The following is a 13804-nucleotide window of genomic DNA, read 5'->3' as shown; positions in this document are numbered from 1 at the left end:
ATCGGAAATCAGCGTTGCGCCGGCAGCCGCTGACACCGGCCCATGCAACGGCCATGCTCGGCGATGCCCCTGGCCGGGCGAGGCGCTAAACTCGGCCGCTACACCCTGTAGCCGTGGGCCTTTCATGCGTTCTTCGATCCTGACTCTTTGCCTCGCCGCCATTGCCGTGGCCGCCACCGGTTGCTCGCGCGATGCCGCGCCGCCGGCCGACCCCGCCGCCAAGGGGGCCGCCGTGGCCACCGCCGACCCGAAGGCCGTCGCCGAAGTCGACGAGTACTCGTACTCTCAGCCGGACAAGGTCCGCACCAACGACCTCGCCCTGCAGCTCAAGGTCGACTTCGACAAGAAGGAGCTGTCCGGCAGCGCCACCTACACGCTCGACTGGCTCGACAAGAGCGCCACGCAGCTTGTCCTCGACACGCGTGACATCACCGTCGAGAAGGTGGTCGGCGAACGTGCCGACGGCAAGTGGGACGACCTCACGTTCGCCGTGGCCGGCAAGGACAAGGTGCTGGGCAGCAAGCTCACCATCGAGTCGCCGCAGCGCAATCCGCGCATCCGCGTGACTTACCGCACCTCGCCCGACGCGTCCGGCCTGCAGTGGCTGACGCCGGCGATGACCGAAGGCAAGAAGACGCCGTTCATGTTCAGCCAGTCGCAGCAGATCCACGCACGCTCGTGGGTGCCGCTGCAGGACACGCCGCGCGTGCGCTTCACCTACACCGCGCACGTGACCTCGCCACAGGACGCGATGGTGCTGATGAGCGCCGACAACGATCCCAACGCGGCACGCGACGGTGACTACAGCTTCGCCATGCCGCAGAAGATTCCGTCGTACCTGCTGGCGATCGCCGCCGGTGACTTGACCTTCCAGCCGATCAGCGAGCGCGCCGGCGTGTGGGCCGAGCCGGCCATGGTGAAAAAGGCGGCCACCGAGTTCGCCGACACCGAGAAGATGATGGTCACGGCCGAGCGCCTGTACGGCCCGTACCGCTGGCAGCGCTACGACATCCTGGTATTGCCGCCATCGTTCCCGTACGGCGGCATGGAGAACCCGCGCCTGACCTTCGCCACGCCAACCGTGATCGTCGGCGACAAGTCGCTGGTGTCGCTGGTCGCGCACGAACTGGCGCACAGCTGGTCGGGCAACCTGGTGACGTTCTCCACGCCGAAGGACGGCTGGCTCAACGAAGGTTTCACCAGCTACGTCGAAAACCGCATCGTCGAGGACCTGTACGGCAAGGAAGCGGCCGACATGGAGAAGGTGATCTCGCGCAACGAGCTGGCCGCCGAGTACAAGGAGATCGACCCGAAGCTGCAGGTGCTGGCGCTGCGCCCGGGCACGCTGTCCGATCCCGATGGCGCCAGCAGCTCGACCGTCTACACCAAGGGCGCGTGGTTCCTGCAGTTCCTGGAAGAGCGTTACGGCCGCGACGTGTTCGACCCGTTCCTGAAGGAGTACTTCAACCACTTCGCGTTCCAGTCGATCCCGACCACGAAGTTCATCGAGTACGCCAAGGCCAACCTGCTCGCCAAGCACCCGGGCAAGGTCAGCGAGGCCGAACTCGACGAGTGGATCTACCAGCCGGGCGTGCCGGCCAGTGCGCCGAAGACGGTGTCACCGCGCTTCGACGCGGTCGATGCCGCACGCACGGCGTGGCTCGACGCCGGCACGCTGCCGGACACCGTGGCGACCGCGAAGTGGAGCACGCAGGAATGGGTGCACTTCATCGACGGCATGCCGGACACGCTCAAGCCCGGGCAACTGGCCGCACTCGATGCCGCCTACCACTTCAGCGGCACGCCCAACGGCGAGATCGCGCAGCGTTGGTACCCACTGGCGGTGCGCAGCGGCTACACCCAGGCCAACGCCGCCGCCGCCGAGTTCATCGCCCGTGTCGGCCGCCGCAAGCTGATCATGCCGACCTACAGCGCACTGGTGAAAACCCCGGAAGGCCTGAAGCTGGCGCAGGACACCTTTGCCAAGGCGCGGCCGGGCTACCACCCGATCACCACCGCCTCGGTGGAAGAGGTGATCGCCAAGGCACAGGCCAAGCCGGCGCAATAGGCCGATGCGAGCATCCCGTGCCATCCTCGCGGCCGCCTTCGTGGCGGCCGCGTTGTTGCTGGTGCTCGGCATCCTCGTCTGGCGCGATCCCTACCGCGTGGTGCGCGCCGATTACGTCCGCCAGCGTCTGGCTGCCGGCTTGTCCACGGCCCGTGTCGAGGTCGGCGACCACCGCTGGGTCTATGCCTACAGCGACGCAGCGCCGGGCGACGCGCCGACCGTGGTGATGCTGCACGGCTTCACCGGCAGCAAGGAGAACTGGTACCCGCTGGCCAAACGTCTGCGCAAGCAGTACCGCCTGCTGATCCCGGATTTGCCGGGTTGGGGCGAGAGCCTGCGCCGCAGCGGCGCCGATTATGGCTTTGTCGCGCAGAGTGCGCGCATCGCGCAGTTCATCGAGCAGGTCGCAGGCGATCGCAGTGTGGTGTTGCTCGGCCATTCGATGGGCGGTGGCATCGCCGCATTGACTGCGGCACGGCATCCGCGCGAGGTCGCCCGGCTCGGCCTGCTTGACGCCGCCGGCGTGCGTTTCAAGGACAACCGCTTCGGCGAGCAGGTGCTGGCCGGGGGCAATCCGTTTGCGGTCAGCGACCCGGCGTCGCTGCAGAGCTACCTCGACACCGTGTTCTTCGATGCCCGGGCCAAGCCGTGGATTCCGTGGCCGGTCGACGGCATCTACATCGCCCGGCGCCGGCGCGACGCTGCGTTCGAGCAGGCCGTGCTCGACAAGATCGGCCGCAGCGACGAGCGCTTCCTGCCCGGCGACGAGTCCGTGGCGATCCGACAGCCGACGCTACTGCTGTGGTGCCGGCAGGACGCGGTGATCGACGCCAGCGCGCTCGATCTGTATGCGCAGAAAATTCCGCAGGCGAGCCGCGTGCTGCTCAACGGCTGCGGCCACATGTCGCTGATGGAACAACCCGGTGCGGTCGCTCAGGCAGTGACGATGCTGATCGAACGAGGACAACCACGATGACCGTTGCCAAATCTTCGCTGCTGCTTGCCACGGTGCTGGCCTTGGCCGCATGCCAACCGGCCGAAGACCCACGGGTCGCCGCGGCAGCGCAGGCCGCCGCCAACGAGCGGGCTGCCGACGAGGCCGCTCAGGTTTTCGACGTCGAGTACGGCAAGCAGAACTGGGAGCTCGCCCGCGCCCACGGCGACGTGCTGATCGCCAGGTTCCCTGGCAGCGCCGCCGCCGAACGCATCGCGCCGCAGTACGAGGAGGCCAGGGCCAAGGCGACGCAGGCGCGCGAACAGCGCCGCACAGCCGGGTTGTGGGCCTATCAGGCCGAAGCGGTGAAAGGCGGCAGCCAGTTGTCGGCGGCGATCTACGCCAAGCAGAACGTCGCCACCGATGCCAGCGGTGCCAAACCGGTGCGACTGATCTTCCGCGACCATCCCGAGTGGGGGCGCAGCAGCTACCTCACGTTGGAAGCGGGCGACTTCGATTGCTATGGCGGCTGCAAGGTCAAGGTGACGGTCGACGAAGCCGCGCCCAAGCCGATGGCCGCGAGCCGCCCCAAGACCGACGAGGCGATCGCGATGTTCATCGAGGACGAGCGCGCGCTGTGGCGCACGGTCAAGAACGCCAAGCTCGTCGCGATCGAATTCCCGGTGAAGGCCGGCGGCACGCGCACGGCGGTGTTCGAGGTCGGCGGGTTGGACAGCAGCAAGCTGCCGAAGTGGAACTGAGGCTGCGTGAGTGTGCGGCGCAGTGGGTTGATGGAGTCGAGATGGGCTTCGAGACCCTATCGTCTTAGCTCCTGAGACAGGGCAATGTTTTAGTCAAAAGTCACGCGGGCGTTGCGGCTAAGGATCGACATGGGCACAGCACGTTCGGTCGCCGGAGAATGCCGCCCATCTGAGCACCGCATGCGATCAATCATGACCAGTTCCTGCGTCGATCCAAAGCTCGTTTTCGCCTGGCAAGCAGCGCATTCCATCGCCCGGAGCTCTCCGCCCCCGGTTCACGATCGCGGGGGGGGGGGATTGCCGGAGGGCCGGCACCATTGTGGTGTCCCGGAGGAACAACTTGATGGCATGCCCACTGGCTGCCAATGATGTCAAGAAGAGCCCGCAAAGCGGGCTCTTTGCTTTTGCCCAAGAGCGCACTGCTGGCGACCCAGTTGCGGTGTCTGATCGCAACCCCATGATTCTGTATGTTTTTCCCGTAGCCAAGAGCCATGAATCGTGGCGGTGGCGCCGTGCCCGGCGTTACCGGCTTTGGCCGGGCGGCCCCTCCTTCCTGCTCATGCGACGAGAGTGGCCATTGACTTTGCCGCTTGTGGCGGATTCACGAATTGTTTACAACTCCCTGACGCCGCCCGGCAGGGGGTGCGGCGCGCCTTAGCTATTCAGCCAATCTTTTTAAGGGAGAGAAGCCGATGAAAGCGTTGCGCCGCCAGACCTTGACCAAAGCCATCCAGTGGTCCTTGTTGCTTGCCTTGCCCGGCGTGGCCGCCGCGCAGGAGACGCCGCCGGCGTCGGATGCCACCACGCTCGACACCGTCCAGGTCACCGGCACCCGCATCAAGAAGGCCGAGATCGAAAGCCAGACGCCGGTGCAGACGCTCACCCGCGAGGACATCGAGCGCACCGGCCTGACCTCGATCGGCGACATCGTCCAGGAGTTGACCGGCTCGGGCTCGGCGCTGAACACCAAGTTCAATTCGTCGGGCAACTTCGGTTTCTCGCCCAACGGCGACGGTGTCGGTGCCGGTTCGGCCCAGGTCGACCTGCGTCACCTCGGCCCGAAGCGCGTGCTGGTGCTGGTCGACGGCCTGCGTTGGGTCAACGAGTCCTCCGCTTCCGGCGTCGGCGCCGCGACCGACCTCAACACGATCCCGCTGGCACTGGTTGAGCGCATCGAGGTGCTCGAGGACGGCGCCTCGTCGTTGTACGGTTCCGATGCGATCGCCGGCGTGGTCAACATCATCACCCGGCGCAATTTCGACGGCGGCCAGGTCACGCTCAATTACGGCGAGTACGGCGAAGGCGACGGCACCCTGCAGGGCGTCGACCTGGCCTGGGGCATGAACACCGACAAGCTCAACCTGTTCCTCGGTGCCAGCTACGTCGACCAGGATGCGGTCTACTCCAAGGACCGCGAGCAGGCGCGCTTCCCGATCCCCGGCACCGGCCTGAGCTTCGGCAGTTCGGCAACGCCGAACGGTCGCTTCGTCTTCTTCCCCGACACCGCCAACGCGTTGTGCCCGGCGATCGATCACGACGAGGACCCCGCCACGCCGGACCGCCCGTTCTGCAACATCACCACGCCCAACGGCAGCAGCTTCCCCGGTGGGGTGAGCTACCCGAACGACTTCATCGGCTTCGGCACGGCCAACCGTTTCAACTTCGCCGAATACAACATGGTGCTGACGCCGTCCAAGCGCAGCGGCGTGTTCGGCCAGCTGCGCTATTACTTCAATGACAACATCCACTGGTACGCGAAGGCGCTGTACAACCGCCGCGAGTCGGTCAACCAGGCCGCGCCGGAGCCGCTGTTCTTCGGTCCCGATGCCGGTACCGGCAATCCGTTCGCCGACGACATCACCATCTCGGGGCTCAATCCCCACAACCCGTTCGGCATCGACCTGATCTCGAGCGGCGCGGGTGCCAACCTGGTGCTGATCGGCCGCCGTCCGGTCGAGGGCGGTGCGCGCATCTTCGAGCAGCAGGTCGACACCCAGTATGTCGCCACCGGCCTGGAGGGCAGCTTCGACGCCGCCGAGCGCACCTGGTTCTGGGACGTCAACGCCGCCTACAGCAAGAACGAGGCCGACCAGACCAACCGCGGCAGCTACAACATCCGCAACGTCAACATCGCCCTGGGCGATCCGGCGGTGTGCGCGGCGACGCCGGGCTGCGTGCCGCTCAACATCTTCGGAGGCCCCGGCACGATCACGCCGCAGATGCTGCAATGGATCCAGCCGATCGTGCGCGACCGCAGCGAGCAGGAGCTGACCCAGTTCACCGCCAACATCTCCGGCGACCTGTTGGAGATGTGGGCCGGTCCGTTGTCGTTCGCCGGCGGTTACGAGTTCCGCAAGTACGAGGGCTCCTACCAGCCCGATCCGATCACCGTGGCCGGCTTCTACAACGGCGTGCCGTCGTTGCCGACCTCGGGCGAGTACGACGTCAACGAGGTGTACGTCGAATTCAACGTGCCACTGTTCAAGGACAGCCCGTTCGGCAAGGGCCTCGACCTGAGCCTGGCCGGCCGCTACTCCGACTACTCCACCTTCGGCGGCCAGTTCACGCCCAAGTACGGCCTGCGCTGGCAGGTCGCCGACGAGCTGCTGTTCCGTGCGACCTATGCCGAAGGGTTCCGTGCGCCGTCGATCGGCGAGCTGTACGGCTCGGCCAGCCGCGCCGACCTGCAGATCGACGACCCCTGCCTGATCGGTGTCGACGGTTCGCCTGCCACCGGCAACCCGGCCAACTGCACCGCGCTGGGCGTGCCGCCCGGGGCCGCGCAGTCGAATTCGCAGATTTCGGTCACCACCGGCGGCAATGACCAGCTTGAGCCCGAAACCGCGCGCAGCTTCACCGCCGGCATGGTGTTCAGCCCGGCCTTCGCCAGCGACGTGTCGTGGTCGCAGAAGCTCGATTTCGAGGTCACGTTCTATCGCCATGCCATCGAGGGCGCGGTGCAGGCGATCGACGCGCAGACCCAGCTCGACCTGTGCGTGGACACGCTCGATCCGCTGTTCTGCGACGGCATCACGCGGTCTTCGGTCGGCAGCATCAACGGCTTCAACAACCGCCTCACCAACCTCGGCTCGATCAAGACCTCGGGCTGGGACGCCGATGTGTTCTGGACCTTGCCGGAGACTTCGTTTGGCCAGTTCAAACTGAGCTGGCAGAACACCTTCGTCACCCGCTACGACGCGGTCGGCGCGGCCGGGCAGGTGCAACCGCGCACGGTCGGCATCGAAGTCACCGACAGCGCGATCCCGGACTGGACCTCGACCGCGACGCTGGACTGGCACATGGACCGCTGGAACGCGGCGTGGACCGTGCGCCACCTGTCGGAGCTGAAGGAGGACTGCGGCGACGCGGCGTCGTTCCCGATCTGCAGTGACGGCGCGATCGTCGGCACCGACGATGCCGGCGATCCGATCTGGGCCGGCACCAACAAGCTCGATGCCACCACCTACCACGACATCCAGCTGGGCTATCGCTTCGACTGGCTCAAGGGCCTGCAGCTGACCGGCGGCGTCAACAACCTGTTCAACGAAGACCCGCCGATCTGCCTGTCGTGCTCGCTCAACGGCTACGACGCCTCCAACTACGACATTCCGGACGGGCGTTACTTCTACGTGCGTGCCGATCTGCGTTTCTGAGCGGACCCGTCAGCGGCGAAACAGGAACGGCCGGTGGTTCGCCACCGGCCGTTCTTTTGCGTCGGACTGTCCACGGTCAGGGACGTGTCAGTGCTGGATCCTTGCGCTTTGGATAGACCACGATGATCACCAGGTCCTCGTCGCCGAGCTGCTTCAAACCGTGCGTGCTGCCGTTGCGGGTCAGGATGGCATCGCCGGCACCGACCTGGCTGCGTTTGCCGTCGAGCAGCAGTTCGCCACGGCCGGACAGCACGTAGTAGATCTCGTCCTTGTCGTTGCGGTGCGTGCCGATGGTCGCGCCGCGGTGCAGCGCGCGCTGGCGGAACACGATGTCGAAGCCTTGCGCGGCCTCGAAGAACGGATACGCCGTGGTGGTGCCCAGGCCTTCGTGCGGGCCGGGTTGCTGCACGGCGATGTCGTGTGCGTGCTGCACGTACGAATCGCTGCGCGGGCCGTCGGTTGCGGTCGGTTCTGCGGCGTGACAGGAAAGAGCGGCCGCGATCACCAGGATCGCGGCCGTGAGGCGATGCCGACGTGGGGAGGGGGTCATCGTGGCTGCCTCCAGAACGTGTACGCGCCGGTCAGCGCGCCAGCCAGCCGCCGTCGACCGGGATGATCGCGCCGTTGATGTAGTCCGACGCACGCGAGGCCAGGAACACCGCCGCGCCGCCCAGGTCGGACGGCTCGCCCCAGCGCTCAGCCGGGATGCGGTCGAGGATCGCCTTGCTGCGCGCCTCGTCCGCGCGCAGCTGGGCGGTGTTGTCGGTGGCCATGTAGCCTGGCGCGATCGCGTTGATGTTGAGGCCGCGACTAGCCCACTCGTTGGCGAGCAGGCGGGTGATGCCGGCGATGCCGCTCTTGCTGGCGGTGTACGACGGCACGCGGATGCCGCCCTGGAACGACAGCATCGAGGCGATGTTGATGATCTTGCCGCGGCCCTGGGCGAGCATGTGCTTGCCGGCGGCCTGCGACATGAAGAACGCGCCCTTGATGTTGACGTTCATGACGTCGTCCCAGTCCTTCTCGCTGAACTCGACCGCGTCGGCGCGGCGGATCAGGCCGGCGTTGTTGACCAGGATGTCGAGGCCGCCGAGGCCGGCGACGGTCTCGCGGACGATGCGCTCGACCGGCTCGACGCTGGACAGGTTGGCCTCGATGTCGACAAAGCGGCGGCCGAGCGCGCGGACTTTCTGCGCGGTTTCATCGGCCGGGACGATGCCGGCGCCGGCGATGTCGGCACCGGCTTGCGCCAGTGCCAGCGCGATGCCCTGACCCAGGCCGGTGTTGGCGCCGGTGACCAGCGCGACCTTGCCTTCAAGACTGAACGGATTGGCCATCGGCATTTCCCCTTGCGATTCGGTTGACGGTCATGAGCCCGCGAAGGGCTTCGTTGTATTGCTCGTCATTCCCGCTTTCGCGGGAATGACGTCATGGATGAATTACTTGAGCTGGCAGATGTCGAGCTGGTGCATGTCGGTGTAGTCGAGGTTCTCGCCACCCATGGCCCAGATGAAGCAGTAGTTCCTGGTACCCGAGCCCATGTGGATCGACCACGGTGGCGACACCACCGCCTCGTCGTTGGCGATCACCAGGTGGCGCATGTCGGCCGGATCGCCCATGAAGTGCATGACGCGCTGGTCGCCGAGGTCGAAGTAGAAGTAGACCTCCGAGCGGCGGTCGTGCAGGTGCGGCGGCATGGTGTTCCAGACGCTGCCGGGCTTGAGCACGGTCAGGCCGAGCAGCAGCTGGCACGACTGGCAGGTGGCCGGGACGATGTACTGGTAGATCGTGCGTTCGTTGCTGGTTTCCAGTGCGCCGCGCTCCAGCGGCACCGCCTGCGAGATCGAGATGTGCTTGGTCTCGAAGCGGGTGTGCGCCGGGGTCGAGGCCAGGTAGAACTTGGCCGGCGTGGCGGCATCGCCCGAGGCGAATTCGACCTGCGCGCTGCCCATCGGCACGTACAGGCCGTCCTTGGGCTGCAGGGTGTAGGCGGTGCCGTCGACGGTGACCGTGCCGACACCGTCGCCGACATTGACCACGCCCAGCTCGCGACGCTCCAGGAACGGCTTGCCGGCGGCCGAGGCCGGTTCGGTCTGGGCCGGCAGCGCGATGGCGGCCGTGGTCGGGGCGGCGCCACCGATCACAAAGCGCTCGTTGTGCGAGTAGTTCAGCGTGACCTGGCCGGCCGTGAACAGGTCGCCGATCAGGTAGCGCTCGCGCAGCTGCTCGTTGCTGGCGCCGACCATCATGTCGGGGTGGGTGGCGTGGTAGGTCTTGCGGAACATCGGGCCTCCAGAATCTCGGGTTTTTGCGGTGCCTTGCGGCCGTTGGGCCATCATAATCGGGTTTAGGTAACCGGTGTCAATTTTGCCTGGGAAACCCGTCGCGGGGTGGTGCCAAGGGTGGGTCAGGGGTGCGGGCGCTGGCTGGAGTCGCGCACGAGCAGCTGCGGGGTGACCGTGCGCGGCGCCAGCGGCGCCGGGGCGGCCTCGTCGGCCAGCAGGATCTGCGCGGCCTGGCGGCCGATGTCGCGGGTCGGCGAGTGGATCGTGGTCAGCGCCGGCCACAGCTGCGCGGCCACCGGGCTGTCGTCGTAGCCGACCACCGACAGGTCGCCGGGGATCGCCAGGCCGCGCCGCATCGCCGCCTTGTACACGCCGGCGGCCATTTCGTCGTTGCAGGCGAAGATCGCGGTCGGCCGTGGCGACTTGGCCAGCAGGTACTCGGCACCGGCAACGCCGGAATCGAAGGTGTAACCGCCCTCGAAGATGTAGTCGGCCGGCAGTTCGATGCCGCGCTCGCCCAGACCGTCGAGGAAGCCGCCGCCGCGCTCGATGGTGGAGCGGTAGCGGCGCGGGCCGGTGATCAGGCCGAGCGTGCGGTGGCCCAGTGACTCCAGGTAGTTGGCGGCCTCGGTGCCGGCCTGGCGGTCGTTGGTGACCAGCATGCTGGCCGGCGCGTCGAGCGGCACCGAGGCGATGCGCACGTAACGCACGCCGATCTCGCGCAGGGCCGTGGCCAGCTGCTCGTCCTCGGACACGCGCGGGATCAGGATCACGCCGTGCAGCTTCTGCTGCTGGACGAAGCGGCGCACGCCGTCGATGTAGTCCTCGCGCGAGCTGTCGCAGGGGTGCACGACCAGTTCGTAGCCGGAGTCGCGCAGCGCGTCGAGCGCGCCGTATTGCATGTTGACGATGTACTGCGCGGTCGGGTTGTCGTAAATCAGGCCGATCAGGAACGAGCGCCGGAACGCCAGCCCACGCGCCTGCGGATCGGGCGTGTAGCCGTACTGCTTCATCAGCGCCAGCACCTTCTCGCGCGTTTCCGGGTGAACCAGCGGCGAGTTGTTGATGACACGCGAGACGGTCTTCTTCGACACGCCGCTCAACCGGGCGATGTCGTTGATCGTGGCCTTGCCGGGCAGCACCGCGGGCGGCTCGGGCGCAGTGCCCGGGTTGCGTGCGGCGGCGGTGCGGCGGCGGGAACTGGATTCGGTCATGGTGCGTGGATTCTATCCGTCGCGTGCCCGTGACGTCCGGTCACGGCAACGCGCGGTAGCGGAAGTCGCGGAAGTGCACGCGGCCGTCGCCGGCAGCGTAGATCGCCGGCTTCAGCGCCAGGAACTGGCCGGCGACATTGTGGTGGTAGCCGGACACTTCCATCTGCACCGGGTACTTCTGCCAGTGCTTGCCGTCGGTGCTGGTGTGGAAGGTGACGATGTGCCGGTGGTTGGTCACCCGCAGCCACAGCGTGCCGCCCTTGCCCGGCGCCAGGCCCTCGACCGGACGCTCCTGGCCGTAGCGGTGCATGACGAATTTTTCGCCATTGCTGCCCACGCCCACGTACAGGCGATCGTTGTAGAACAGCAGCGCCCCAGCAATCGCGCCCGGCTCGATCTGCATCTGCACGTCGAACTGGTAGGCCTTGTCGCCGGCGATCACGGTCAGCGGCGAGCTGTCATGCGGGGTCTTGCCCTTGCCCTGCACGCTCATCGTGCCGTCGGCGAAGGACAGTCGCTGGTACTCGTCCTGCGCGGGATTGAAGAACGACCACTGCTGGCCGAGCTTCCTGCCGTCGAAGGTGTCCGACAGCGCCATGCCGTGCTGGCCGATCTTCGCGCCGGAAGGCTTCTTCAGCGGCTGGCCGAGGTCGCCGCCCTTGGCGATGAACCAGCCGTCGTCGGTCCATTCGATCGGTTCCAGCAGCGCTTGGCGGCCCAGCGTCCAGTACCCGTTCTCGTAGCCGTGGTAGATCATCCACCAGCGGCCGTCGGTGCCTTCGAGCACGGTGGCGTGGCCGCGCGACCACCACGGTTCACCGCGGTCGACGGTGCGCACGATCGGATTGTTGGGCGCGTTCTGCCACGGCCCGTGGATCGACTTCGAGCGCGCGGTGATCACCATGTGCCCGGTCGGCGGGCCGGCGGTGCCGCCGACCGCGGTGGTCATGTAGTACCAGTCGCCGCGCTTGTGGATCTTCGGGCCTTCCTGCGCGTAGCCCTCCACGTCCCAGCTTTCCGGGTACTGCCAGCCGTCGTAGACGTGTCTGGGTTCGCCAACCACGCGCAAACCGTCGTCGGACAGCTGCACGTAATCGCCGCCACTGAGGAACAGGTAGCGCTTGCCGTCCTCGCCCACCGCATGGCCCGGGTCGATGTACTTGCCCAGGCCGATGTTGACCGGCTCGCTCCACGGGCCGCGGATGTCGTCGGCCCAGACCACGTAGTTGCTGCGGGTGCTGCCCTCGGTGCCGCCGGTGCGGGCCGGGAAGTAGATGTAGTAGCGGCCCTTGTGCTTGACGATGTCGGGTGCCCAGATCGAGCCGACATTCTTGCTGATCGCGTGATCCAGCGGCTGCCAGTTGACCAGGTCGCGCGAGTGCCAGATCGGCAGGCCGGGGTAGGCGTCGAACGAGGACGAGGTCAGGTAGTAGTCGTCGCCGTCCTTGAGCACCGACGGGTCGGGGCGGTCACCGGCGAACACCGGGTTGAGGAAGGTGCCGTTGCCCAGGTCGGCCTGGCGCTGCTGTTCGATGCCGCGCTGCCACTGTGGCGCAGCCGAGTCGGCTACGGACGGCGTGACGGCGAAGCTGCTGGCCGACAGGATCAGGCCGGTGGCCAGGGCGGCAACGGCCCAGTGACGCGACAGCTTCATCGGAACTCCTGCAACGAAGAGATGTGGGGTCAGGGCTTGCGCTGGGCCAGGCGCTGCTGCCAGCGCGGGTAGTCGCGCTCGAGCAGGGACTGCGGCCAGGTGCCGTACCAGTTGTAGCCGGTGCGGCGCTCGCGCGGGATCTGGTCGTAACTGGCGACGCGTTCGCCCTCGCGGTTGGCGAGCACCACGGTGTTGTCGGCCAGGTCGTAGAAGCGCGCCCACAGCGGCGGCGCGGCCGGGTCGGCGACCAGGCGGCGGTCGCTGGTGCTGCTGTGGTAGCGGTACTGCTCCGCCGTGGCCTGCACGGTCTCCAGGCGCTGGCCGTGCAGTTGCACGCGGCGCAGCCACGCCACCGCCGCGTCGACCGCGGCGACCACCTGCGGCGACGGCACGGGGATCGACATCAGGTAGCGCACGGTCGACACGCTCTCGTCGACCACGATCGACGGCAGTTCGAAGCGGCGCCCGCGCACCGGCTGCAGCGTGGCCGGGTCGTACTGGCCGGCCCAGGCGGTGGCGATGCCGTCCTGGCGCACCTGCAGGCGCAGCACGCAGTCGTCGCCGCGCGCGACCGCGGCGTCGATGCGCTGGCGTTGCGCGGCATCGACGAAGGCGAAGTCGCCCTGGCCGCGAGCACCGTCAACGGAGCCGGTCTGACGCAGCGCGCTCAGCACGCCGGGAGTGACCTCGTCGGCGAAGGTGATCAGACCGTGGTAGCTCTCGCGCGCCGGCACCGAGTGCGGCCAGCCGCCGCAGCCGGGCAGCTGCTGGGCGAGGATGAAGTCCAGTCCGCGCACGGCCGCGGCGCGGTAACGCGCGTCGCCGGTGCGCGCCTGCGCCGCGGCCAGGTACTGCACCTGGGTGTAGCTGTTGCGGTTGTCGAAACTGCCGCCGTTGCGCGACTGCTCGCCCAGCAGGCGGGCGCGCTCGGCCTGGTCGAGGATGCGCGCCGGGTCCTGGTTGACCGGCCAGCCGCCGTCGGCGTGCTGGTAACGCAGCAGGTTGTCGGCGATCTGCGCGACTTGTTCCGGCGCGTAGCGCGGGTAGTCTTGGCCGTGCGTGCTTTGCCAGTGCTTGATGCCGTCGTCAAAGCCGTCCAGCGACGGCGCGGTTGGCTTGTCGGCGGCCAGGGCGGCTGCGGGTACGGTCAGCAACAGGCCCAGGACGAGCCTGCCCAGAACCAGCTTGCCCAGAACCAGCCTGCCCAGGACCAGTACGAATCGGCGCAGGTGCAT

The 13804-nt window shown here is 67.4% G+C and carries 10 protein-coding genes; 4 read left to right on the top strand and 6 right to left on the bottom strand.

Features of this window, described 5'->3' with window-relative positions:
• Window positions 1-124 precede the first annotated feature (124 nt).
• The 4 genes from ACFOLC_RS05965 to ACFOLC_RS05950 all read left to right on the top strand — a co-directional run bounded on the left by ACFOLC_RS05965 (window position 125) and on the right by ACFOLC_RS05950 (window position 7416).
• Complete coding sequence (locus ACFOLC_RS05965) at window positions 125-2068, top strand: M1 family metallopeptidase (RefSeq protein ID WP_386758309.1); 1944 nt, start codon at window positions 125-127, stop codon at window positions 2066-2068.
• A gap of 4 nt (window positions 2069-2072) precedes the next feature.
• Window positions 2073-3044 (top strand): alpha/beta fold hydrolase, encoded by a 972-nt coding sequence (locus tag ACFOLC_RS05960; RefSeq protein ID WP_386758308.1) that lies wholly within the window; start codon window positions 2073-2075, stop codon window positions 3042-3044.
• A complete protein-coding gene (locus tag ACFOLC_RS05955) occupies window positions 3041-3763 on the top strand; it encodes a hypothetical protein (RefSeq protein ID WP_386758307.1) in 723 nt (240 codons plus the stop codon). Before ACFOLC_RS05960 ends, ACFOLC_RS05955 begins: the two co-directional genes overlap by 4 nt.
• A 692-nt stretch (window positions 3764-4455) precedes the next feature.
• Entirely contained in the window at window positions 4456-7416 is a 2961-nt protein-coding gene (locus tag ACFOLC_RS05950; protein ID WP_386758306.1) for a TonB-dependent receptor plug domain-containing protein, read from the top strand.
• Between the two features lie 76 nt (window positions 7417-7492).
• Here ACFOLC_RS05950 and ACFOLC_RS05945 read toward each other — a convergent pair whose 3' ends face one another.
• The 6 genes from ACFOLC_RS05945 to pelA all read right to left on the bottom strand — a co-directional run bounded on the left by ACFOLC_RS05945 (window position 7493) and on the right by pelA (window position 13804).
• The gene (locus tag ACFOLC_RS05945; RefSeq protein WP_386758305.1) at window positions 7493-7966 is read right to left on the bottom strand and encodes a cupin domain-containing protein; all 474 of its coding nucleotides are present in this window, start codon (window positions 7964-7966) and stop codon (window positions 7493-7495) included.
• A 31-nt stretch (window positions 7967-7997) separates the two neighbouring features.
• Window positions 7998-8753 carry a 2-dehydro-3-deoxy-D-gluconate 5-dehydrogenase KduD gene (kduD, locus tag ACFOLC_RS05940; protein ID WP_386758304.1) on the bottom strand — a complete coding sequence of 252 codons (756 nt, stop codon included), beginning with the start codon at window positions 8751-8753 and terminating at the stop codon, window positions 7998-8000.
• A gap of 102 nt (window positions 8754-8855) precedes the next feature.
• Window positions 8856-9701 carry a 5-dehydro-4-deoxy-D-glucuronate isomerase gene (kduI, locus tag ACFOLC_RS05935; protein WP_386758303.1) on the bottom strand — a complete coding sequence of 282 codons (846 nt, stop codon included), beginning with the start codon at window positions 9699-9701 and terminating at the stop codon, window positions 8856-8858.
• A gap of 122 nt (window positions 9702-9823) precedes the next feature.
• On the bottom strand, window positions 9824-10915 hold the full coding sequence (locus ACFOLC_RS05930) for a LacI family DNA-binding transcriptional regulator (RefSeq protein WP_386758302.1): 1092 nt from the start codon (window positions 10913-10915) through the stop codon (window positions 9824-9826).
• Window positions 10916-10955: 40 nt separating this feature from the next.
• Window positions 10956-12569 carry a family 43 glycosylhydrolase gene (locus ACFOLC_RS05925; protein WP_386758301.1) on the bottom strand — a complete coding sequence of 538 codons (1614 nt, stop codon included), beginning with the start codon at window positions 12567-12569 and terminating at the stop codon, window positions 10956-10958.
• 29 nt (window positions 12570-12598) lie between these two features.
• Window positions 12599-13804, bottom strand: a complete 1206-nt coding sequence (pelA, locus tag ACFOLC_RS05920; protein WP_386758300.1) for a pectate lyase — start codon at window positions 13802-13804, stop codon at window positions 12599-12601.

This window comes from Lysobacter cavernae (genome assembly GCF_042648505.1).
Taxonomy (GTDB): Bacteria; Pseudomonadota; Gammaproteobacteria; order Xanthomonadales; family Xanthomonadaceae; genus Lysobacter_L; species Lysobacter_L cavernae.
This window is presented reverse-complemented; position numbering and strand designations above follow the sequence as displayed.

What these genes read in the sequence shown, in the direction of transcription:
- ACFOLC_RS05965 (WP_386758309.1), top strand. Translation starts at nt 125, where the DNA reads ATGCGTTCTTCGATCCTGACTCTTTGCCTCGCCGCCATTGCCGTGGCC.
- ACFOLC_RS05960 (WP_386758308.1), top strand. Translation starts at nt 2,073, where the DNA reads ATGCGAGCATCCCGTGCCATCCTCGCGGCCGCCTTCGTGGCGGCCGCG.
- ACFOLC_RS05955 (WP_386758307.1), top strand. Translation starts at nt 3,041, where the DNA reads ATGACCGTTGCCAAATCTTCGCTGCTGCTTGCCACGGTGCTGGCCTTG.
- ACFOLC_RS05950 (WP_386758306.1), top strand. Translation starts at nt 4,456, where the DNA reads ATGAAAGCGTTGCGCCGCCAGACCTTGACCAAAGCCATCCAGTGGTCC.
- ACFOLC_RS05945 (WP_386758305.1), bottom strand. Translation starts at nt 7,966, where the DNA reads ATGACCCCCTCCCCACGTCGGCATCGCCTCACGGCCGCGATCCTGGTG.
- kduD (WP_386758304.1), bottom strand. Translation starts at nt 8,753, where the DNA reads ATGGCCAATCCGTTCAGTCTTGAAGGCAAGGTCGCGCTGGTCACCGGC.
- kduI (WP_386758303.1), bottom strand. Translation starts at nt 9,701, where the DNA reads ATGTTCCGCAAGACCTACCACGCCACCCACCCCGACATGATGGTCGGC.
- ACFOLC_RS05930 (WP_386758302.1), bottom strand. Translation starts at nt 10,915, where the DNA reads ATGACCGAATCCAGTTCCCGCCGCCGCACCGCCGCCGCACGCAACCCG.
- ACFOLC_RS05925 (WP_386758301.1), bottom strand. Translation starts at nt 12,569, where the DNA reads ATGAAGCTGTCGCGTCACTGGGCCGTTGCCGCCCTGGCCACCGGCCTG.
- pelA (WP_386758300.1), bottom strand. Translation starts at nt 13,804, where the DNA reads ATGCACCTGCGCCGATTCGTACTGGTCCTGGGCAGGCTGGTTCTGGGC.